At 37.8% G+C, this 20670-nt stretch carries 22 protein-coding genes; 13 read left to right on the plus strand and 9 right to left on the minus strand.

Annotated features, from left to right (window positions below):
• Positions 1-18: 18 nt before the first annotated feature.
• The 4 genes from G5B37_RS00675 to G5B37_RS00690 form a co-directional block, all read right to left on the minus strand.
• Positions 19-1119 carry an adenylate/guanylate cyclase domain-containing protein gene (locus tag G5B37_RS00675; RefSeq protein ID WP_164678128.1) on the minus strand — a complete coding sequence of 367 codons (1101 nt, stop codon included), beginning with the start codon at positions 1117-1119 and terminating at the stop codon, positions 19-21.
• A 12-nt stretch (positions 1120-1131) separates the two neighbouring features.
• Complete coding sequence (locus G5B37_RS00680; RefSeq protein WP_164678129.1) at positions 1132-1731, minus strand: YdeI/OmpD-associated family protein; 600 nt, start codon at positions 1729-1731, stop codon at positions 1132-1134.
• A 37-nt stretch (positions 1732-1768) separates the two neighbouring features.
• Complete coding sequence (locus G5B37_RS00685) at positions 1769-2776, minus strand: DUF1028 domain-containing protein (protein ID WP_164678130.1); 1008 nt, start codon at positions 2774-2776, stop codon at positions 1769-1771.
• Positions 2777-2885: 109 nt separating this feature from the next.
• The gene (locus G5B37_RS00690; protein WP_164678131.1) at positions 2886-4283 is read right to left on the minus strand and encodes a T9SS type A sorting domain-containing protein; all 1398 of its coding nucleotides are present in this window, start codon (positions 4281-4283) and stop codon (positions 2886-2888) included.
• Positions 4284-4516: 233 nt separating this feature from the next.
• Between G5B37_RS00690 and G5B37_RS00695 the strand changes: the two genes are divergently transcribed.
• The 10 genes from G5B37_RS00695 (at position 4517) to G5B37_RS00740 (ending at position 12553) form a co-directional block, all read left to right on the plus strand.
• Positions 4517-6691 (plus strand): TonB-dependent receptor, encoded by a 2175-nt coding sequence (locus G5B37_RS00695; RefSeq protein WP_164678132.1) that lies wholly within the window; start codon positions 4517-4519, stop codon positions 6689-6691.
• A gap of 106 nt (positions 6692-6797) precedes the next feature.
• Entirely contained in the window at positions 6798-7211 is a 414-nt protein-coding gene (locus tag G5B37_RS00700; RefSeq protein ID WP_164678133.1) for a DUF2141 domain-containing protein, read from the plus strand.
• Between the two features lie 4 nt (positions 7212-7215).
• Positions 7216-7842, plus strand: a complete 627-nt coding sequence (locus G5B37_RS00705; RefSeq protein WP_164678134.1) for a hypothetical protein — start codon at positions 7216-7218, stop codon at positions 7840-7842.
• 3 nt (positions 7843-7845) lie between these two features.
• On the plus strand, positions 7846-9177 hold the full coding sequence (locus G5B37_RS00710; RefSeq protein WP_164678135.1) for a histidine kinase: 1332 nt from the start codon (positions 7846-7848) through the stop codon (positions 9175-9177).
• Between the two features lie 99 nt (positions 9178-9276).
• A complete protein-coding gene (locus G5B37_RS00715; RefSeq protein WP_164678136.1) occupies positions 9277-9576 on the plus strand; it encodes a 2TM domain-containing protein in 300 nt (99 codons plus the stop codon).
• 12 nt (positions 9577-9588) lie between these two features.
• Positions 9589-9924 carry a 2TM domain-containing protein gene (locus G5B37_RS00720; protein WP_318527358.1) on the plus strand — a complete coding sequence of 112 codons (336 nt, stop codon included), beginning with the start codon at positions 9589-9591 and terminating at the stop codon, positions 9922-9924.
• A 10-nt stretch (positions 9925-9934) separates the two neighbouring features.
• Positions 9935-10267, plus strand: coding sequence for a 2TM domain-containing protein (locus tag G5B37_RS00725; RefSeq protein WP_164678137.1), 333 nt, complete (start codon positions 9935-9937; stop codon positions 10265-10267).
• A gap of 5 nt (positions 10268-10272) precedes the next feature.
• Positions 10273-10599 (plus strand): 2TM domain-containing protein, encoded by a 327-nt coding sequence (locus tag G5B37_RS00730; RefSeq protein WP_263649820.1) that lies wholly within the window; start codon positions 10273-10275, stop codon positions 10597-10599.
• 17 nt (positions 10600-10616) lie between these two features.
• On the plus strand, positions 10617-11744 hold the full coding sequence (locus G5B37_RS00735; protein WP_164678138.1) for an amidohydrolase family protein: 1128 nt from the start codon (positions 10617-10619) through the stop codon (positions 11742-11744).
• A gap of 53 nt (positions 11745-11797) precedes the next feature.
• On the plus strand, positions 11798-12553 hold the full coding sequence (locus G5B37_RS00740) for a LytR/AlgR family response regulator transcription factor (protein ID WP_164678139.1): 756 nt from the start codon (positions 11798-11800) through the stop codon (positions 12551-12553).
• A 4-nt stretch (positions 12554-12557) separates the two neighbouring features.
• On the opposite strand, the gene G5B37_RS00745 is transcribed toward G5B37_RS00740, so the two are convergent.
• From G5B37_RS00745 to G5B37_RS00755, 3 genes are read right to left on the minus strand one after another with little or no spacing between them, the layout of a single operon-like run.
• Positions 12558-13283 carry a hypothetical protein gene (locus G5B37_RS00745; RefSeq protein ID WP_164678140.1) on the minus strand — a complete coding sequence of 242 codons (726 nt, stop codon included), beginning with the start codon at positions 13281-13283 and terminating at the stop codon, positions 12558-12560.
• Complete coding sequence (locus G5B37_RS00750; RefSeq protein ID WP_164678141.1) at positions 13276-14874, minus strand: sulfatase-like hydrolase/transferase; 1599 nt, start codon at positions 14872-14874, stop codon at positions 13276-13278. The genes G5B37_RS00745 and G5B37_RS00750 overlap by 8 nt, the downstream gene beginning before the upstream one ends.
• 6 nt (positions 14875-14880) lie before the next feature.
• On the minus strand, positions 14881-16071 hold the full coding sequence (locus G5B37_RS00755) for an LETM1-related biofilm-associated protein (RefSeq protein WP_164678142.1): 1191 nt from the start codon (positions 16069-16071) through the stop codon (positions 14881-14883).
• Positions 16072-16238: 167 nt separating this feature from the next.
• On the opposite strand from G5B37_RS00755, the gene G5B37_RS00760 reads away from it, so the two are divergent.
• From G5B37_RS00760 to G5B37_RS00770, 3 genes are all read left to right on the plus strand, one after another.
• A complete protein-coding gene (locus G5B37_RS00760) occupies positions 16239-16952 on the plus strand; it encodes a DUF4331 family protein (protein ID WP_164678143.1) in 714 nt (237 codons plus the stop codon).
• Positions 16953-16982: 30 nt separating this feature from the next.
• Complete coding sequence (locus tag G5B37_RS00765) at positions 16983-17696, plus strand: DUF4331 domain-containing protein (protein WP_263649821.1); 714 nt, start codon at positions 16983-16985, stop codon at positions 17694-17696.
• 65 nt (positions 17697-17761) lie between these two features.
• Positions 17762-19045, plus strand: coding sequence for a tetratricopeptide repeat protein (locus tag G5B37_RS00770; protein ID WP_164678144.1), 1284 nt, complete (start codon positions 17762-17764; stop codon positions 19043-19045).
• Between the two features lie 152 nt (positions 19046-19197).
• Here G5B37_RS00770 and G5B37_RS00775 read toward each other — a convergent pair whose 3' ends face one another.
• The gene (locus G5B37_RS00775; RefSeq protein ID WP_164678145.1) at positions 19198-19998 is read right to left on the minus strand and encodes an anti-sigma factor; all 801 of its coding nucleotides are present in this window, start codon (positions 19996-19998) and stop codon (positions 19198-19200) included.
• Position 19999: 1 nt separating this feature from the next.
• Positions 20000-20539, minus strand: a complete 540-nt coding sequence (locus G5B37_RS00780; RefSeq protein ID WP_164678146.1) for an RNA polymerase sigma factor — start codon at positions 20537-20539, stop codon at positions 20000-20002.
• Positions 20540-20670: the final 131 nt, after the last annotated feature.

Raw genomic sequence — 20670 nt, forward strand, 5'->3', positions numbered from 1 at the left:
CACAAAAATAATACCGAATTACTCCATTATATAGGTAACGATACCTGTCTCTTCGGTTTTGCCACGCAGTGTTTCATCACCAAGGTCTTTTTTTACAATACCTTTCGGTAAGCTATAGGCTAAATCTGCAAATTCTTCGGAGGCTAAAATATCAACATTAAACACTTTACATTGCTCCTGAATTCGGGAAGTGGTATTAAGCACATCACCAGAAAAAGCAATTTCTCTTTTTATCTTACCAATCTCGCCTACCATAACATTTCCGCAGTGAATACCTACTTTAAACTCAGGAAAGAAACCATACGTATCCATATAGCGCTTCTTTCTGAACATCAACATACGTTTCATATTGTAATAACACCGTATGGTATTTCCACTTTTAAGGCCGTGCTTCATTTTCCACGAGATTACAATTTCATCACCAACGTATTGGTACACTTCGCCACGTGATTGCACAATGGCTGGTGCAACGTCGTTAAAGAAGTCTTTCAGAAAATTAAAATAGTGCTTAGGACCTAAACTTTCAGCAATACCAGTAGCATTTTTAATATCGGCAAACATAAAGATACGGCGCTCGCGCTTTGGTCTAAAGTAACGACCTAAGAGATAATCTGGGAAAACACCAGGACCGTATTTTTCATTCACCATAAGCACAATAAGGGTACCGATTACAATAAATAACCAGACTACAAAATTCTTTAAAAACACCCATGTGCCAAAAAACTCTTTAAATGCTTCTAAAACGGTGGCATCGTAAAACGGCAGTCCTAATTCTTCGCTGTAATAATACAAAGCTCCAAAGGTGCTTACCACAAGCGCAGCAAGAACGTAAGTGGCAATTATATAAAGTAATGCCTTCCAGAATGCGTTGTTACGCAACCATCGATCCATGAGGTTTACGGTTACCGTGCCCCCAATAATTCCCGCAGAAAGCGCAACGATTAAATTAGCTGTAAAAGCCTGTTTAAAATCGTAATCAGAATCGAGAACCCCATTGCTATACAGCGTTAAAAACTCATAGAAAAATAATAAGTTAGAGATGAGCACCCACGCAAATAAGATGTATAGTGCTCTCCTGAAGTAGTAATTAAATTGCCTGCGCGTGTAGCGCTTAAACATTGGTTTCTCCACTTAGCAATTTTTATATTTATCATGCAACCCTTTGCCTTCTAAAATCATTGGAATAATCTTTTCTATTCTACTCAGCCTAGTAGCTTCACGTTTAGCGCTAGCGATATGCGCTATATATTCACGTTGTTTGCCAGCTGTTAGTGCGTCAAACGCCTTTTTAAATGGGGCGTTCTCTTTGAAAGCTGTTTTTAGGTCGGGAGAGATTGGCACTGTTTTTTTAGCTTTTACAGGCTTTATTTCTTTGCCAGCTTTACTGTTTTCAATAGCTTCTTTTACGTATTGCAAAACAAGCTTGGGCTCTACTTGGTCTCCTTCAACAAAACGCCACTGCCTAAGTGCTTTTGTTTTTTCTTCTTGAGCGTTCACTAATTTATTGGCTTTATCTTTCAGAAATACACCTTGGTGAAACCAAATACCCATGTGGTTTTTAAACGCTCCTAAACCAATAAGAATTTTTTTATCTAGCAGGTAGGCCGGGGCGCCCCATTTTACTTCTTCGGTTAGTTCTGTGGTGTTTAATATGTTACGAAGCTCGGTAAGTATCGTGCTCCATTTAGCATGCTTTGCAATATATGCATCAACTTTAGCTGCAGTGGTCATTGTAGTTTAGGTTGTTATATGTTGGTAGTTATAGTTGTTATTTCTTTACGAATTGTAATCTTGTATCACCTTTGTTTGTATGAAGCTGTATAAAATAAACACCGCTTTTGAGATGATTTACAGCTATTTGATGTTGTATAGCGCTTTTATCAACATTGGTTTGAGCATACACCTGCTTTCCTTGTATATCGTACAGCGTCATACTTTTTACTGAAATAGAAGCACCATGCACAATGTTTACAATCGTTGTTGCTGGATTAGGGAATAATTCTATATTATTCTGAAGGCTGTTTTCATCTACCGTGAGAAACGCATCATACAAATCTTGTAGCAAATCTATAGGTTCAATACCTGAAGCTTGTTCTCCTACATTTAACCGTAAATAGGGCTCATTTGGGTCGTCATCTTGCTTGTAGACGAGTAGATATGCCGTTGTAGACGAGGTTCCGGCTGCTAAGCACCTAGAGTCTGCTCCTGCAAAATTAGCGCCCTGTAGGGCTGCCATGAGCTTGTCGGCTAACGTACCTGTAGTGCTGTTGAAGTTATTTTCCATATTATCTATAACCGTCTGGTTTAATAAAATGTTTCCTTGAATGCTAAAGGTGGCACCTTGGCGGTCTTCTTTATAATCGTCTGCAAGATTTCCTGTGAAGCCTGCCGTGCGCGGATCGCCATTAGTGTCAAAATCGGCTATACCGTATTGTCTCCATTCTGGGTCGAAAGCTGGGGAAGAACAAGCGTCGTTGGCAATTAAATAATCGATTATTTCTGAAGGCGACGCGCCCATCTCCATTTGGGCAATGGCGTTGTTTAAATTGGTATTAGGAATGCATACGTAGGCCTGCGAATTTACACCACCCCGCCCGGGAAGAATTTTTGTGATAATATCTATAATGCCTTGAGAGCCTATGCCCGTAACACACGAAGCCCCAGCAGAGCCAATTTCACCCGTAACAGGATCTACGGCAATAATTGAAAAGGTATCTTGACTAAAGGAGGTAAGCGATACGAATGTAGCAAGGATAAGTATGTATAGTTTTTTCATGATAAATATCTTTGTTTTAAAGATACTCAAAATATAGAAACCGCATATACTTTTGCTACAGCAAGCCTAAGGAGTCACTAATGCTACACTAACGTTCTCTAAAAAGCCGTTATTTCTTTATCATTTTCTTTACTGAGGTACCTGTATCTGTTTTTATTTTAAGCAGATATACTCCGCTAGCGAGGTTTGTTACATCTATGGCATGAAACCCCTTTGCTACTGTTTTTACTAATACACCAAACATTTGATAGAAACCAACTTCTTTTATAGGCTCGTCACTGCTTACAGCTACTAGGGTGCCTGCGGGATTTGGAGTAATTTTTACGTGGTTAACGGAAAATCCTTGGGTACCTAAAATGGTGGTGTTCTCGTACCAATACTGGTTTCTAAGGTCTGTATCGGGAAATAGACAATTGTTTAGCAAATCGATATCACCATCGCTATCCATATCTACCGGAACATTGTAGGCAGTAGTGCCACCTACGGGAGGGTCTATAAATTCTGGTGCAGCAAAGGTACCTGTACCATCTGTGTTTATATGATATACCTTGCCATACTCAAAGCCTGAGTCGTAGGTGATGTCTATATCACCATCGTTATCTAAATCTACCAAATGAATACTCACAAAGCCACCTATTCCAGGTGGTGTTATGGTGTCTGTAAACAACACATTTGGAGTGCCAAAGGTACCTAGCCCATCTGTGTTTTCTCTCCAAATAACAGATTTGTCTTTGCTAGAAACTAAGTCTAAATCGTTATCACCATCTAAATCTGCGATCTGAAAAAAATTTTCATATAAACCACTGGTCTCTATACCATGTTGTACAGAAAAATTGCCCAAACCATCGGTGTTTTCAAACCACGACATACGCTCGGTGCCTAAACCATTGGTTACTATATCCAGATCACCATCGCCATCTATATCGCCCAAGCGTTGGGTTCTTGCCTGCGATATACCTGCATCTATCGTTTGTATGGGCCCAAAGGTACCGTTACCGTCCAGATGTTCTTTCCAGTATAAACCGTTGCCATTGCTCACACCTAGTACAACATCCAGGTCGCCATCGTCGTCAATATCGCCCGTAACCACCCCGCCCGCGTCATTTAGATTACCTGCAATAAGAAGTAAACCTGTAAACGTACCATTGCCAAGATTTTTATACCAAACAACCCTATCATCTTCAAAATAGCTTACAAGAATGTCGAGATTTCCGTCGTCATCTAAATCAACTAGACTTTGAGCAAAGGTTTGTACTCCGTTTGAATCTAAGATGTGTTCATTAGCAAAAGTGCCATTGCCGTCTATGTTTTCTATCCAAAATACGTTTTCAGTGGTAAAAAAAATAATGTCAGGGTCGCCATCTGTATCTAAATCGCCGCTCTGAACACCATACAGTATAGTATCCATGTTTTCATACACTACATTTTGTGGTCCAAATAGCTGTGCTTGTAAGCCTGTGCAAGCGCATAGGGCTACTAGTATTGTAATTATATAACTTTTAATCATGGTGTATTATTTTCTTTTAGTATAATGGTTTGCTCGGTGGGGCTGTTACGACTTACTTCCGTTATTTCGAAAAGATTTGATTGTAAATTATCAATAATTAAGGATATTCTATCTCTTTTTGCAGAACTTTATTCAATTTTACATTTGAACCCCTAAATCTTACAATTGAGTTCCTTTTTTTCGAAAAATAGTTTTACATAGATGACTTTTGACCTGTATTTAAAATCAACCACATGAAAATTTCAATCTTGTCATCAAAATTCTATTTCGTACTATCGCTATGCTTGCTGCTTCCATTGTTAGCGTTTGCGCAAAGTGAAGTTTCAGGCACCGTAACTCAGAAAAATGGTGCACCCATTTTTGGAGCCAATGTGTATTTAGAAGGTACCTACGACGGGGCTTCTACAGATGAAAACGGTACCTTCTCTTTTACTACTTCGGAAACTGGAATACAAACGCTGGTTATTTCGTACGTAACCTACGAGCCCTTTATGATGGCGGCAGATGTAACGCAGTTAAAAGGCTTAAAACTTACCCTTCGCGAAGATGTTAACTCGCTAGACACCGTTGTAATAAGCGCAGGGAGCCTTGAGGCTAGCGACAATAGTAAAGTATCTGTTTTAAAACCACTCGATGTAGTGACCACCGCAAGCGCTTTGGGAGACTTTGTGGGTGCTTTACAAACATTGCCAGGCACCACAACGGTTGCCGAAGATGGCCGATTGTTTGTACGTGGGGGTGACGCCAACGAGACACAAATTTTTATTGATGGTATACGTGTTTTTTCACCCTATACACCTACAACCAATAACATCCCAACACGCGGGCGTTACAGTCCGTTTCTGTTCGATGGTATTACCTTTTCTACAGGTGGCTACTCTGCAGAGTACGGCCAGGCATTATCGTCTGTTTTGTTACTCAACACCATAGACGAGCCAGACCAGGAAAAAACGGAAATCGGACTCATGACAGTGGGTGCTGCCTTAGGGAACACCCAGAAATGGGAAAACCGCTCGTTAAGTGTAAATGCTACCTATATTAATCTTGCACCCTACATCGCGGCCTTTCCAGACCGAAACGACTGGCAAAAACCTTATGAGGGTATTTCGGGAGAAACTGTTTTTAGAAATAAATTTAAAAACGGCTTGTTTAAACTATACGCTGCTTTCGATACTACAAACTTTCAGCTAACTCAAGAAGATATAAATGTGCCAGAAGGGGTGAATTTTAAATTAAAAAATAATAATTTTTATACCAACGCAAGCTATAGAGGCGACCTAAGCGATACCTGGAAGCTAGAAACAGGTGGAAGTTTTACCTATACGCATTCTAACATCGGCGTGTTAGGCAATGATATTAGGGATAGAGAAAATTCGTTTCATCTTAAAGCTAAGTTGCGTAAACGCTTTAGTAATAGGGTGAAATTAAACTTTGGAGCAGAACAATTTTTAACCGATTTCAACGAAGACGTAGCTAGTGAATTTTTTAGTGGAGATTACGGTTACAACAATAACGTGAGTGCAGCTTTTGCAGAAACCGATCTGATATTTTCAAAGAAGTTTGCAATGAAACTAGGTGTGCGTGGCGAATATAGCCAGTTGTTTGAGCAGTTCACCGTTTCTCCAAGGGCTTCGGTTGCTTATAAAACCGGGAAGAACAGTCAGCTGTCTGTAGCCTACGGCGATTTCTACCAACAGCCTTTTCAGGATGTGCTAAAATTTCAGCAAAACTTAAAAGCACAACAAACACAGCATTACATTTTAAATTATCAGTACGTTGCCAATAACCGTATTTTTAGAGCAGAGGCGTATAGAAAACAGTACAGTAATCTAGTAACTTTTAATACAGAATTTGCAGGCTTTGATAGTGTGTATACCAACAATGGCGATGGGTATGCACAGGGAATTGATTTTTTCTGGAGAGATAATGAAAGCATAAAAAATGTAGATTATTGGATTAGCTATTCGTTTCTAGATACCGAACGTAAGTACAGAAATTTCCCCACAACGGCAACGCCTTCTTTTGCCAATACGCACAACGCTTCTGTGGTGGCAAAGTACTGGGTAGACGACTGGAAGAGCCAGATAGGATTTAGTTACCAATACGGCAGTGGGCGCACATACACCAACCCTAATGTTGTTGGTTTTCTACAAGAAAAAACAAAAGATTTTAATAGTGTGAGTTTAAATTGGGCGTATTTACTTAGCCAGCAGAAAATTTTATACTTCTCAGTGAACAACGTCTTTGGATTTAATAACGTGAACGGCTATCAATATTCGAGTACGGCAGATTTCAACGGAAATTTTAGCAGACGGGAATTGCGTCCAGCAGCAGACCAATTTTTCTTCGTAGGGTTTTTCTGGACCATAAGTGACGACGGAAGCGATAACCAGTTAGATAATTTGTAATAAGCTTTGGTTACAGTTCAGTCGCCAAAAATGACAATTCGGTAGTTCGGTTTTTCAAAAACTAAATTTTCCGAAGACATTTACCGAAACTTTAAAATCACACCTCATGAACGCACTAATAAATTATTTTGCTTTACTACTCACAGGAGTAATGTTGCAAGCACAAAACACGGTAGAAGTAACCATGACTAACTTTAGCAGCAACGAAGGCACTGTAAAAGTAGGCTTATATGACAGCCAAGGAACATGGTTAGAAAAAGAATACAAATCTGCAGATAGCACCATCGCTAATGAAACTGCAAAAGTTACTTTTATTGATGTGCCCGATGGAGTTTATGCCGTATCTTGCTTTCACGATGAAGATGATGATGGTGTTTTTGACATGTATTTAGGATTTATGCCTAAAGAAGATTACGGATGCAGTAATGGCGCTACTGGTATGTTTGGCCCGCCAAAATGGGAAGATGCCAAGTTTACACTGAAAAAAAACGAGACAAAACTAGTATCAATAAAATTATAGAATCATGAAGTACATACTTACACTTGTTATTGCTTTTGTGGCTTTAGGAGCCACTGCACAAACCAAATACGAAACAGGAATGCGTAAGGCGTTTGAGTTATGGAAAGCAGATAAAAGCGATGAAGCTGCAAACCTCTTTGAGCGTATTGCTCAAGCAGAGACCGATAATTGGTTACCTCCATTTTATGTGTCGCAGATTAATGTGTTTCAGAGTTTTTCTGAAAAGGATAAGGAGCAGCTAATCCCGCGATTAAAAAAAGCACAAGATTTCTTGAACGATGCCAAGGCGATCTCTAAAAACAATCCTGAAATAATGGTGTTAGAAGCACAGTTACTCACTGCATGGGTTGTATTTGACGGCCAAAAATACGGTATGAAATACAGCGGTAAAATCATGGAATTGTACAATAAGGCCGCTGAGATAGCACCTGAGAATCCGCGTGTTGCCTTAGGGAAAGCAGAGTGGGAGATAGGTGGTGCTAAATGGTTTGGTCAACCTACAGAACCCTACTGCAAAGATCTGAAACGTGCCGCCACGCTTTTTGCTAACTTTACACCAGAAGGAGAATTTTATCCGCAAGGCGGTGAGAGTAGAGTAGCACAGGTATTGAAAGAAAATAATTGTGAATAATACATGGTTCATTTTATAAAAGAATTAGCAAAAGCATTTTTTGTAGGTACACTTATTTTTTTGGTGATATCTATCATCGAGTATTTTACGGGCAGCTTAAAATTTACAACAGAGAGTTTATTGAGAGATTTTGGCTATAACCAGCTGTACGCTGTGCCTTTGTATATGGCCAACATGCCATTCTTTTATTACATAATTAAGAAATATGGCACTACGCTGTTTAAGCTTAGGCCTATGGTAATTGCATACGCTGGGGCATTAGGACTCACCCTTGTTGCTTTGTTCTTTATTAACATGTTTATTTTTGTTGTGCTGAAAGGTGCTTCGATTTCAAGTTTCTTAACCAATCAAGCACCTAACCAATATATACTGGGTCTTTCTGTATCGTTGGTGGTTACCACTATTTTTTACGGTGTTTACTATTACAAGCATAAAAAAGAAACGCAGGTAACTCAGCAAAAAATTATTGCTAAAACAGCGTCGGCCCAGTTCGATGCGCTTAAAAACCAGTTAGATCCGCATTTTTTGTTTAATAGTTTAAATGTGCTAACCAGTTTAATTGAAGAAAACCCAGAAGCCGCTACACGATTTACAACCTCACTTTCTAAAGTCTATAGATACGTACTAGAGCAGAAAAATAAAGAACTTGTTACAGTTGCCGAAGAACTTAAATTTGCCCGGCTATATATGACGCTAATTAAGATGCGCTTTGAAGACAGCATTGTTTTTACCGCCCCAGAGCAAGTAAGCAATCCAGAGGCAAAGGTGGTACCATTATCGTTACAACTGTTGTTAGAAAATGCAGTGAAACACAACATGGTAATCTCTTCAAAAAAACTACATATTACCATCTTTGAAAAAAATGGAAATCTTGTAATAGAAAATAACTTACAGCCTAAAAAGGTGCTTCGGGAGAGTAGCGGAGTAGGGCTTCAAAATATATACCAACGATTTGGATTATTAACGCAGCGTCCTGTATTGGTAGAGAAAAATCAGGAAATGTTTAGGGTCTCTATACCCATGCTTACCAATATATCTACGGTTACTAAGAGTCAAGATAGTTATATTTCAGACAAACGTTTAGAACGTGCCAAGGAGTATGTAGAGAAGTTAAAAGGGTTTTATGTTCATTTTACAATTTACCTAATCTTTATTCCTGTCTTTATTTACTTAAACTTTCAGTCTAACACTAATTTTCCCTGGGCAGCTTTTCCGATAGGAGGATGGGGCTTTGGTGTTTTAGGACATGCATCTGAAGTTTTTAACTGGAATCCGCTATTTAATAAAGACTGGGAGGAGCGTAAAATTAGGGACTTAATGAATAAGGAAGACTAAAAAATACAATTCAGACTGTAAAATTTACAGTTGGGTAGTTCTGTTTTTATCTTGCAACCAAAGTGCGCTACTTTAGCACTATAATTTAAAAAAAAAATTATGGAAACGCTAAACAACAACAGAGAATTTAGACTACAACAAGCTAAGGAAAAAGTAGAAAAGCTTAAAGGATTTTATACGCACTTCACCATCTATTTAATCTTTGTTCCCATATTCATAAGCATTAATTATTTTGGTGGGAGTAATTTTCCGTGGGCAGTATTTCCAATTATAGGATGGGGTTTCGGAGTTTTTGGACATGCCTCTGAAACATTTGGATGGAATCCTTTTTTTGGCAAGAATTGGGAAGAACGCAAAATGAAAGAATTTATGGATTCTGATACGTCAATCAATTTATAGAACATCCTTACATTGAAGAAGACTATCAACCTTAAAGAACTTACCATGAACAATAATACAGAAAAACAGAACAAATACATTCGCGCTAAGGCACGAGTGGCAGAGATAAAGAAGTTTTACACAAGTTTGATATCGTACGCAATATTTATAACCCTACTGGGTGCGTTAAATTACTATGTGAACGAATGGCGCTATATGTGGTTTTTATGGGCTGCTTTTGGTTGGGGAATAGGCTTACTTTTTCAAGCAGGAAAAGCGTTTCAGTGGAGTCCTTTTATGGGTAAAAATTGGGAAGAACGTAAACTAAAAGAGTTTCTAGAAGAGGAAGAAAAACAAGATTGGAATTAAAGAAATTAGTATGAAATCACCAGAAAACACACCCTACGAACGCGCCTTGAAAAGAGTAGAAAACATAAAGAAATTTTATGCGCATTTACGAGCTTACCTCATTATTAATATAGCATTACTACTTATTAAAGCCAATGTGTTTGATCTTTTTAAAGGAAACGGATTTGAAGATTTACACTTCGAGAGATGGTTAGATTTAAATGTATATGGTACCGCAATTTTATGGGGTATTGGGCTCCTAATACATGGATTGTATGCTTTTCAGTATAAATTCAAATTCTTTAAGAAATGGGAGGAGAATAAAATGAAAGAATTCATGGACAACGAAGATAAAAAATACTAAGTAGCATGATGAATACGTCAGACAAAGAAAAATTTGAGCGCGCTAAAAAGCAAGTAGCAGAAATAAAAGGATTTTATGTGCACTTAAGCATATATTTATTTGTAAATCTAATACTACTTCTTATAGCGTTTGGCCTATTTAGCGATGGATTCTTTTCTATGCATATGCCGCACTGGGGACACTTTACAACACCTTTTTTCTGGGGTATCGGACTATTCTTTCACGGTCTAAAAGTCTTTGGACATAAGATGAAATTTCTTAAAAACTGGGAAGACCGTAAAATTAAAGAGTATATAGATCGCGAAGAACGTGATTTCGAAAAATTTAATTAATGCTGAAATTTTCAACTATGAAAACACTTTTAAAACTATTACTCTTGCTATGTGTTTCGGTGGTATCTGCACAAAAATTTGTAATCACCAATGTAACTGTCTTCGATGGAGAAGCGGTTACCGATACTATTTCAGTTTTAGTTGAAGACGGAGTTATTACAGAAATTGCTAAAACCATTACAACAGATGCAACGACCGTAGATGGTACTGGTAAATTTCTAATGCCCGCCCTCACAAACTGTCATGTACATGCATGGAGTAATGATGCGTTAACAGAAGCTGCACAAGCAGGGGTAACAAACGTCCTAGACATGCATGGTGTTGAAATGGCGCAAGGCATGATGAAGTCGTTAAAAGATTCTACTAACTACGCTCGCTGTTTTGTTGCCGGAGCAGCGGCTACAGCGCCTGGCGGACATGGAACTCAATACGGTTTTCCTACACCTACCTTAATCAAACCTGAAGAAGCAGAAGGCTTTATTAGTGATCGCATAGCAGCGGGGGCAGATTACATAAAAATTATTGTTGAACCCTGGAAGGAAACCTTAAGTCATGAAACGGTAGGCGCGCTCATAGCAGCTGCACATGCTAAAGACAAAAGAGCTGTTGTGCATATTTCTAAAGCTGAAGATGCAAAAAAAGTACTTGAAAATGGTGCTGATGGCTTGGTGCATGTATGGTGGGATACGTTAATTTCTACAGAACAACTAAAAACATGGTCTAGAAACAAAGATTGCTTTATTATGCCAACACTCTTAACAAGTCAGCTGGTATTGCCTATGATAAGGAAATCTGCTCCAGAAGGAAAACTGTTATCTGATGAGCAATTAGAACAGCAAGTAAAGATGATCTATGACGCTGGTATCGATATTTTAGCTGGTACAGACCCCCCGAACGCAGGTATTAATTATGGAACTGATTTATACAAAGAACTTAAATTACTCTCTAAAGCAGGAGTTCCAAACTTGGTTGTTTTAAAATCTGCAACATCCTTACCCGCTAAATATTTTCCCTTAGGTAAAACAGGGAGCATAAAAGAGGGTTATAAAGCAGACATGCTCTTATTAAATGCCAGCCCTATTCAAGATATTGACAATATAAGTAACATAGCTGTTGTATGGAAAGATGGAAAAAAGGTTCGTTAATTTGAACCGTTTTGTACTTTTATAAAAACTAAAATCAACCACTAAATTTTAATATGAACGTTCTCATTATTGAAGATGAAAAACCAGCTGCAAGACGCCTTCAGCGTATGTTGGAACGCATAGACGTAAAAGTAGCAACTTTGCTCCATAGCGTAGAAGAAGCAATTAATTGGTTTTCTAACAATACACATCCCGACCTTATTTTTTTAGACATACAACTTAGCGACGGATTGTCTTTTGAAATTTTTGATGAGGTAGACGTAAGGAGTGCTATTATTTTTACAACTGCTTTCGATGAATATGCCTTACAAGCTTTTAAACTCAATAGCATAGATTATATCTTAAAACCCATAGATGAAGATGATCTAAAGACAGCTGTAACTAAATACCAGTCGTTACAGCCAAAGGCAGCAAACCTCCAGCTTAATTTTGAAGACATCAAAAAATTACTTGTCAACCCAGTAGAGCGAGAATACAAAAAACGGTTTACCACCAAAATAGGGCAGCATATAAAGATGATTTCGGTAGATGAAATTGAGTGTTTTTATTCTGAAAATAAAGGCACCTACGCCCACACCGTAGAAGGGAGAGATTATCTGCTAGATACAACCTTAGAACAGTTAGAAAACGAACTAGAACCCCAGACGTTTTTCAGAATTAGTAGAAAATATTACATCAATATTAATGCTATAAAAGATATAATTAGCTATACCAATAGTAGGTTGCAGCTTAAACTTAACAGCTATAAGGAACAAGAGGTTATTGTAGCAAGAGAACGAGTAAAAGACTTCAAACTTTGGCTTGAATAGATCACTAAAACGGTTTGTAGCGTACTAAGACTAATTGCACAGTTTCATCGTTTAAAAAATCGCGCACTAAAGAATAATCGCCAAATTTGCGATGCGAGAGACTCCATAAATATTTAGACCGTTCAGGAAAATACATTCGTATTAAGTTGTAATCCACATAACTTGTTGAAATGGCAAGCTCTGGCTGGTGCTGTAAAACACTGTCTATAACAACCATTGTAGATGTTAGCGCTTGTTCATCTAAGGTGTATAGTTGCTGTGGAAGATAAAAACTTGTTTTATAACCTTCATTAGCGAAACGCGGTAGTGCCTTTGGGTAACGTGTTTCAATAAGTACCTTATCTATTGGGTAATTATGAGATTCTAAAATTGTGTGTACCTGCTGAAATATTCTGCCAACATTCGCTTCATTTAGATTTTTAATATCCAGCCACAAAAATGGGGTGGCTCCATCTAAAGCAGCAACATACCTCGAAAAATATAAACCAGTTGAAGGAGCTGGCGGGTGTACTACATCTAGGATATCTGAATGCTCTACATAGACTAAATCTAATTCTATAGCATCAAAATAAGACAAGCTGCTTGCTAACTTCTCTAAACTATTAACCCGATGCGCACCAATTTTATCATAGTGTCCTAAGAATTCAAACTTTCTCGGGCTGTATCGATAAAAGAACAAACTGAGCGCCACAACAATTGCGACTAAAACAAGTATTTTTTTCTTATTCATTTATTGTGTCAGAAATTTCAGTCTCCACATGTTCTAAAAGACTTTTTGAGGGGTTGTAACCCTTAAACTGAATAGCGCTTAGTTGTGCGAAGGTGTGTATAAAATTTTCTAAGTTGTATACTTCTTTGCGCTGTTGTTTAGCGTTGAAATTTTTGTTTGTTTTATATTTTTCTGAAAACCAAAGTACAAACGGAACTTCATACATGGGGGGTGTGTTGTGGTATTCGTTGTGCCCTAAGAAATCCATAGTGTCATACACTTCGTCGCCATGATCTGAAAAATATACCATAGATGATATACTGTTCTGTTTCCGAAGTAATTCAATAACATCTCTTATTACAGCATCGTTGTATCGTACGGCATTGTCATAGGCATTGGTTTGTTGTATCGCTTTAGCATGTGCATAGGTTAATCTTGGCGGTGCGTCTGTAAAGATATTGTAAGCAGCCGGATATCGTTTTTCATAGCGTAAATGGGTGCCTATGAGGTGTAGAAATATTATTTTTTTTGAAATTTCCTTTTTTCCTAATATCTGTTCTAGTTTGGGCAATAGATCTTCATCAAGGATTTGGGCATTGTAGTCGTCTGTAGCCAGAAATTGAGTATGCTTAGCCGCGCTTCCTAAGATGGTAGGGATACTTTCGTATAGTCCGACGGGCTTTTGGTTAGATAGCCAATAAGTTTCAAAACCCGCCATATTCGCCAATTGAATGATAGATCCGTTGGGATTTGGCTTAATTGTCTGAGCGTTGGAACGCGTTAAAATCTTGTCTAGTGCGGTAATGGTATGCACGTGAGGCGTAATTACACTATCTAGAACAATCAATTCGTTTCTTATCTCTGTTAATTTAGGGTTGGTTTCGCGTGGATACCCATAGAGTTGCATATGCCAGCTAGATGTAGACTCACCGATAACTACCACATAGGTTTGAGGGGTTTCATCTGAGGCCACATCGGTAAACGCAGGACTCGTTGGTTGGGCGAGGTTATCTTTTAGATTTTGCTTGGCAATTTTATATTCTTTCCATGTGCTTAATGTTGCATACGGAATGTTTACCGTTCTAAAATTTTTTCTAATAAGATAGACTGAAGCTGTTGCAATACCTATGAGAATAACTGTGGCCATTAGTTGTCTCCCACCAATAGACTTTAAGGCAACCGTATTTTTATGGAGTTTCGATTTCAGCAGAAAGAAAAGTGGAACTAGTAAAATAATCCCGATAATTATTGTTGGTAGGCTAAAATAATTAGAGAGATAATCTGAAGCTTCGCCTGTATTAGTTTCAAAAATAACAAAGAGGGCAGAGGCGCTAATACCCACCCCATATTGTAAATAAAAACTAAGTTTTACGAATGCGAAAAATGCTAAGAAAAAATACCCTAAGATGTAGATTGCTTTTTTAAAACCTCCTTTTGCAAAAGCCAATACTAATGCAACAATTGCGATTGTCATTAAGGAGAATGCAAAGATTTCTGAAGAATAGCTCTCTTTGTTATTAATGATGAAATATCCTGCTAATACCACAACTAGGAGCGGTGTAAAAAGCCAAAGCAATGGTCTGTTATCTTTATTTTTTAATAGAGCGCTCATACAAACCTATTTTTCAATTCTGTTTTCATCGAATGCCGAAGGTAATAATTGTGGTATAAATTTAATGAGTAAAGGTAATAAGAGTGTTCCGCCTGGTAGTAAGAAAATGGTTAACGACGGTATTGTTTTACAAATATCGAGTAGTTGCGATTTTACTTTTGCTTTTTCTTCTGCTGAAAGTTCCTTAGATGTAGATTTTCCGAGGAGGACAATAAGCTCTCCACTTTCATGCAATTCGGTAATTAGGCGGGTTTTATTTCTTACAATCAGCGTTTTTACCGTTTTGGTAGCTTGCTTGTAAAACTGGTTTACGGGGTGGGCGTATTCAAATAATTTGACCTGTACGCTTTCGTTTTGGGTAAGAATTACAATGGTTTCTATGCTTGTGGCTAAAGTGCTTTCAGATAGCTCTAACTGCTCGCATAAGCCTCTCAAGAATTTAGCTTCGCTAGCATCCATGCTGAAATCGTCCCATACGGCTAGGCAGCTAATGTCTAATATAAAAGTACGTTGATGAGGTGAGGAAGCTTTAACGCTTTCAACAAATTCTTGCTGACTTTTTTTACTGTTGGCATATGCTGCGTTACCTTCAAACAGTTCAATAAGTAATCTGTCGTACTTATTCTTCTTTTGTTTACTCTGCAAAGCATGAAAACAGGCATAAAGAACTGTGCTTTCAAAACGAGTGATAAATGCCTTTACATCTTGTTTCCCTAAAAGGTATTGCTCATAAGCTAATACGTCAAGGTAGAGAAAGGCATAGGTAAGTAGCGAAGTAAAATTTCGTTTTAAAAGATTGTTCGATTCATGAATTCGAACTGCCATTATACGTTCGAGTTTTGTATGATTTTTTGAATATCTTGCAAACTGATTAAAAAACCCTTTTCTACCCTTTTCTATAAGGTGATAGAACTCTAAAATAGATTTTATAGCATCTTTTTGAGTGGCATCGTTATTATGTTCAAAATAGCGTGTAACTAATAGATGAAATAGATTAATTTTGGTGAGCTCATCTGTAGTAAGAATTATTTTGGTGGGGATGGGCTGTAGTAACGATGTAATGGAAACACCATGAATAAAACCTGCGCTCTGAAGTTGGTGGTATGAAATAGATTCATGTATGTGCGATTCTGAAGAAACAGCATCTGCCCGTATCTTAAAATATTTCGGAATCCATCCACTTGCTGAAGGGTTCATTAGGTTGAGTTATGAGTGTTTTCTTATGTTGTTAACAAAAAATTAACTGCGCACTAAAAACCGTACAGGTATTTTAGACGTACCTATTAATGAAGGTAAAAATAGCCAAATAAACCAGCCGTTTCCTACTTTCAAAAAACTATTTTTTAATAATTAAATATATGAAAATGAAAAGAACTAAAATTTTAGCGGCCATTGGCGGATTGGGAGTAGCAATACTTTCGGTAGTCTTTATAGCTGCCGATCACGTAGATGCTCCAGCGGTGGCTTTAACTACCTCAGACATCGCCGATTTGTATGCGTTTGAAGGTAACAACCCGAACAACACTGTGCTTATCGCAACCATTCAAGGACCTTTGGTACCTGGTAATGTTACCAACACTGCAACTTTTGAAGAAGATGTAATGGTAGAATTTAACATAGACAATACAGGTGATTTTGTTGAAGATCTGGTAATTCAAGCAGTGCGAAGAGGAGATTCTATGTATTTCTTCGGACCAACCGCGCCTGCGCAAACAGGTTTAAGTAGCGAAGTACAGGTTACTGGACCTATGAGTAGCGTTAAAATTTCAGGAACTGATGAAACCGAAATCGGTACAGCCAATGGAATGACATTTTTCGCTGGACCAAGAAGAGATTATTTCTATTTCGATTTTGAGCGATTTAATGCAGTAGCTTCTGGCTCGGTAGCTCCAGAAGGATTTTTACCTCCTGCAGATGCAACCGACTTTTTTGAAGATTTAAATGTTTTGGCTATTACGGTTGAAGTACCAAATAGTATGCTAGGAACAGCACCTACACACGTAGCAACTGCAGCGGGACTTGTAGACGGCTTACCAGATGCTTATAATGTTTGGGTTTCTACCAAAAGAAAACAATAATAATTACAAAACATTTATAAAATTACAGATATGAAAACACTATATAGATATATAATTTTAGCAGCAGTAGCACTAACTACTACAGCTACGTTTGTACAATGTGCAGACGATGATGACAATGGCAATGCCCTAAATGAGCCTACTTGCGACGACGGATTGATGAATGGAGATGAAGAAGGAGTAGATTGCGGTGGTAGTTGCGAACCCTGTGCGGTAATCCTAGATTTTTCTGGAACATACGTTCAGGAAGATGTAATGGGTAGACCTGGAATTAACACCGTTTTTGGTGGAAGTGATGAGGTGAAAAACAACTTCAATACAACTATTGTAAGCGACCGTAGTTCTTTTCAGCCTATTTTTCAGACGAACTTAGAGGCATATTTCGATGTTTATGCAGTTGCACTTGGGTTAGACCCGGCAGATGTAAACTATGAAACAAATATACTCGGACTGGATGCGCCAACTTTTACTACGGTATTAGCGCAGTTCGATGCGTTACAGGTTGCGCCTAATGCACAAACAACATATTTTGACCCAGCTACAGGTGTTGCCCTTACAGGACGTACCTTATCAGATGATGTAATTGATATTTCGTTAATCCTTATTTTTGGAGGAGGCGATTTAGCAAACTTGAATTTTGATGGAGTTCCTATGGGAGAACCATTATTAATCTCAGATGGGGTTGATGCTGGAGATCGTGATTTCTCACTTTCGTTCCCGTACATGTCTACTGTAAACCAGTAATAAAACTTTTAATTTTACTGAAAAGGGCAATATAAATATATTGCTCTTTTCTTTTTACAACTATTATGAAACAACTATTTCTTCTCGGTATGGTAGCGCTGTTCTTCTCATGCGCTAGCGATACTCAAAAAATTAAGGTCACCAAACTAGAACAATATGAGAAGTTCTTGTCTAACGATTCGCAAAACACGTACAAAAATGCCATGGTAGAAAGAGACTTCTGGTCTAATAAACTTTCCGCAGACACTACAGGTGTAGGTAGTTTAGGAGCGTTAGCAGGAGCTTATGCTACGTTATTTCAAACCACAGGCGATGCAACCTTTCTATACAATGCAGAAAGTTTATATAAAAAAGGTATTCTAAATTCTGCTCATAACAAAGATGCCTTTCAGCGAGGTTTAGCTCATAATTATATTAGTCAGCACCGCTTTAAAGAGGCGAAAGAAGTGTTGGAAGAAAGCTATGAGGGTAACTCGAATAAAAAAGCTACAGAACTTATGTTGTTTGATGTTTACATGGAGGTTGGTGAATATGACAAGGCTTCGGAAATGTTAGAAAAATCGAAGAATCTTTCAGATTATAACTACCTCATTCGCTTGGCAAAATGGAATGATTACAAAGGTGATCTAGATGCTGCGATTCATTTTATTGAAAAAGCTAGAGACATTGCCGACACCCGAAAAAGTAGTCCGCTTCAATTATGGACCTATACTAATTTAGGTGATTATTACGGTCATGCAGGACGTATTCAAGATGCGTATTGGCAGTATATAAAGGCACTTAATATTCAGCCAGATAATGCCTATGCTAAGAAGGGAATTGCTTGGATTGCCTACTCCGGAGAGCATGATACCGCAGCTGCCTTACAAATTTTAGATAGCATTTCAGAACATCATAAAATACCAGACTACCATCTGTTAAGAGCTGAAATAGCTGAATTTAATAATGACAATGCAGGTAGTACCGCCGAAACAAATAAATTCTTAGATGCTGTAGCTAAGGGTAATTATGGGGCAATGTACAATGCTTACCTAATTGAAGTATATGCAGATACTAATCCGAAAAAAGCATTAGAACTGGCTCAACAAGAAGTTTCTAATCGAGCTACACCAGAAACGTATCATTTACTTGCCTTAGCTCAACTAAAGAATGGTTTAAACGAAGATGCGTTGAAAACAATAGAGCGCTTTGTTTCTGGCAAGACATCAGAACCTATGGCATTGTATCATTCTGCTTTAGTTTATAAAGCCAACGGATTGCTAGAGGAAGTAACACCTTTAAAACAAGAACTGTTAGAGGCTGAATTTGAAGTTGGACCGGTATTATTTAGAAAAATTGAAACATTGTAAAACCGTAAGAATAGAAACTTCGTAAATATAGATACAATGGTTGGTTATCAATTGGATAATCAATAACCGGGAAACCGGTTTTTCAGAGTTTTTTTGTTAGTTGGGACATCCTTTTTAAAGGATGTCCTTTTTTTATGATAAGAATAATTGAGTTACGGGGTGTTACCCACGGTACCCAATACATATAGTTGGCTTAGAGTAGGGGTTTCGCTTCCTCCTTCAGGCTCTAGGGTAATTCCAAAACCTTCTGCACTGGTAAAGTTTTCAAATTTGTAAAGCCCAGGTTTTACCGATGTTAATTCTTCGAGCAACCCCATGCTACTAGGTGTTAAAGGTTCCATTTTTAATGACCACACTTGGTATACTTTACCTTGTGGTGCTGCGGGTAGTTTGTCGGCGTCTAAGTAAGCAATACCTTCGGTTGCGTTGTAGTACATCTTAGCAGAAGCTTCAGGTGCCACAGCGTCGTTTCCAGGTAAGGGTATTTTTTGAAATGCATCATCACGTAAATCTGCCAAAATACCTTCATTTATTTTCTGAAGTTCTTCAACATTGTGTAATGTTTCTTCTAATTTGTTATTTTCTGTAGTAGTAAGTTCAATATCTTGCTCTAACGTACTGTTTTGATTCATCATCCAGAAAAGTCCGCCTAGTACAACTACTGCTGCTGCCCAACCACTAATAGCACTCCAGTTGGTTGATGAGGTATCTGTTCTGTCTAGTTTTGTTACTTTGTTAATGGTGTTTAGTATGTATGTCCATACCATAGCCGAGAGTGGAGGAGCAACGCTCTCTGCCAATGTAATAAAGGAAGCTTCGATCACTTCAACTTCTTTTTGAAGTACTTTTGAAGCTGCTACAGCTTCTTGTATCTCAACATCTTCATCTGCTGGTAAAGCCCCACAAACGTAGAGCTCTAATTTTCCTGATTCTATGATTTCTTCTTCTGTCATATTATTGAGGTCCTAAGACCATAAGTCTTAAATCGTTAAGGCAGTTTCTGTTTCTCGTTTTCAGTGTGCCTAAAGGCATTTTTAAATTCTCTGCCGCATCTTTTTGCGTGTATCCTTGAAAGAAGAGTAGTTCTACTATTTGAATACACACTGGCTTTAATTTTTCAACAAACTTTTTAATGCCTATGGCATTCGTTTTTTTGTTTAAGTTATCACCCGCCAGTAAAATATCTACGAAATTTGTAGTGCTCAGGTTTTTTTTGCTGTTTTTAAAATTTTTAGATCGTGTCTTGTCAATAGCAGTATTGCGAGCGATATTAAGTATCCACGTAAAAAACCGTCCTTTTTTGGTATTATAGGAACTGGCGTTATTCCATATTTTAATAAATACATCCTGCAAGACCTCCTCTGCAATTTCTTCGTTTAAAACTATGCTGTAAATAATACCGTATATAGCTTCAGAATACATTGTGTAAAGCTTTGAAAAAGCTTGCTCATTACCATTTTGCATACTGGTAATTAAAAAATCGGGTTGTTCCATTTATATATATAAGTTGAGGAGGACAAGTTAATCAATTTGTAATATATCTTTCAAATTTTATTAAAAACTCAACAATTGATAATTTTTAGTAGAAAAAATTGAATAAATGTTAAAAAAACACAGAGTACAAT

Source organism: Rasiella rasia, from assembly GCF_011044175.1.
Taxonomy (GTDB): Bacteria; Bacteroidota; Bacteroidia; order Flavobacteriales; family Flavobacteriaceae; genus Marinirhabdus; species Marinirhabdus rasia.

What these genes read in the sequence shown, in the direction of transcription:
- G5B37_RS00675 (WP_164678128.1), bottom strand. Translation starts at nt 1,119, where the DNA reads ATGTTTAAGCGCTACACGCGCAGGCAATTTAATTACTACTTCAGGAGA.
- G5B37_RS00680 (WP_164678129.1), bottom strand. Translation starts at nt 1,731, where the DNA reads ATGACCACTGCAGCTAAAGTTGATGCATATATTGCAAAGCATGCTAAA.
- G5B37_RS00685 (WP_164678130.1), bottom strand. Translation starts at nt 2,776, where the DNA reads ATGAAAAAACTATACATACTTATCCTTGCTACATTCGTATCGCTTACC.
- G5B37_RS00690 (WP_164678131.1), bottom strand. Translation starts at nt 4,283, where the DNA reads ATGATTAAAAGTTATATAATTACAATACTAGTAGCCCTATGCGCTTGC.
- G5B37_RS00695 (WP_164678132.1), top strand. Translation starts at nt 4,517, where the DNA reads ATGAAAATTTCAATCTTGTCATCAAAATTCTATTTCGTACTATCGCTA.
- G5B37_RS00700 (WP_164678133.1), top strand. Translation starts at nt 6,798, where the DNA reads ATGAACGCACTAATAAATTATTTTGCTTTACTACTCACAGGAGTAATG.
- G5B37_RS00705 (WP_164678134.1), top strand. Translation starts at nt 7,216, where the DNA reads ATGAAGTACATACTTACACTTGTTATTGCTTTTGTGGCTTTAGGAGCC.
- G5B37_RS00710 (WP_164678135.1), top strand. Translation starts at nt 7,846, where the DNA reads ATGGTTCATTTTATAAAAGAATTAGCAAAAGCATTTTTTGTAGGTACA.
- G5B37_RS00715 (WP_164678136.1), top strand. Translation starts at nt 9,277, where the DNA reads ATGGAAACGCTAAACAACAACAGAGAATTTAGACTACAACAAGCTAAG.
- G5B37_RS00725 (WP_164678137.1), top strand. Translation starts at nt 9,935, where the DNA reads ATGAAATCACCAGAAAACACACCCTACGAACGCGCCTTGAAAAGAGTA.
- G5B37_RS00730 (WP_263649820.1), top strand. Translation starts at nt 10,273, where the DNA reads ATGATGAATACGTCAGACAAAGAAAAATTTGAGCGCGCTAAAAAGCAA.
- G5B37_RS00735 (WP_164678138.1), top strand. Translation starts at nt 10,617, where the DNA reads ATGAAAACACTTTTAAAACTATTACTCTTGCTATGTGTTTCGGTGGTA.
- G5B37_RS00740 (WP_164678139.1), top strand. Translation starts at nt 11,798, where the DNA reads ATGAACGTTCTCATTATTGAAGATGAAAAACCAGCTGCAAGACGCCTT.
- G5B37_RS00745 (WP_164678140.1), bottom strand. Translation starts at nt 13,283, where the DNA reads ATGAATAAGAAAAAAATACTTGTTTTAGTCGCAATTGTTGTGGCGCTC.
- G5B37_RS00750 (WP_164678141.1), bottom strand. Translation starts at nt 14,874, where the DNA reads ATGAGCGCTCTATTAAAAAATAAAGATAACAGACCATTGCTTTGGCTT.
- G5B37_RS00755 (WP_164678142.1), bottom strand. Translation starts at nt 16,071, where the DNA reads ATGAACCCTTCAGCAAGTGGATGGATTCCGAAATATTTTAAGATACGG.
- G5B37_RS00760 (WP_164678143.1), top strand. Translation starts at nt 16,239, where the DNA reads ATGAAAAGAACTAAAATTTTAGCGGCCATTGGCGGATTGGGAGTAGCA.
- G5B37_RS00765 (WP_263649821.1), top strand. Translation starts at nt 16,983, where the DNA reads ATGAAAACACTATATAGATATATAATTTTAGCAGCAGTAGCACTAACT.
- G5B37_RS00770 (WP_164678144.1), top strand. Translation starts at nt 17,762, where the DNA reads ATGAAACAACTATTTCTTCTCGGTATGGTAGCGCTGTTCTTCTCATGC.
- G5B37_RS00775 (WP_164678145.1), bottom strand. Translation starts at nt 19,998, where the DNA reads ATGACAGAAGAAGAAATCATAGAATCAGGAAAATTAGAGCTCTACGTT.
- G5B37_RS00780 (WP_164678146.1), bottom strand. Translation starts at nt 20,539, where the DNA reads ATGGAACAACCCGATTTTTTAATTACCAGTATGCAAAATGGTAATGAG.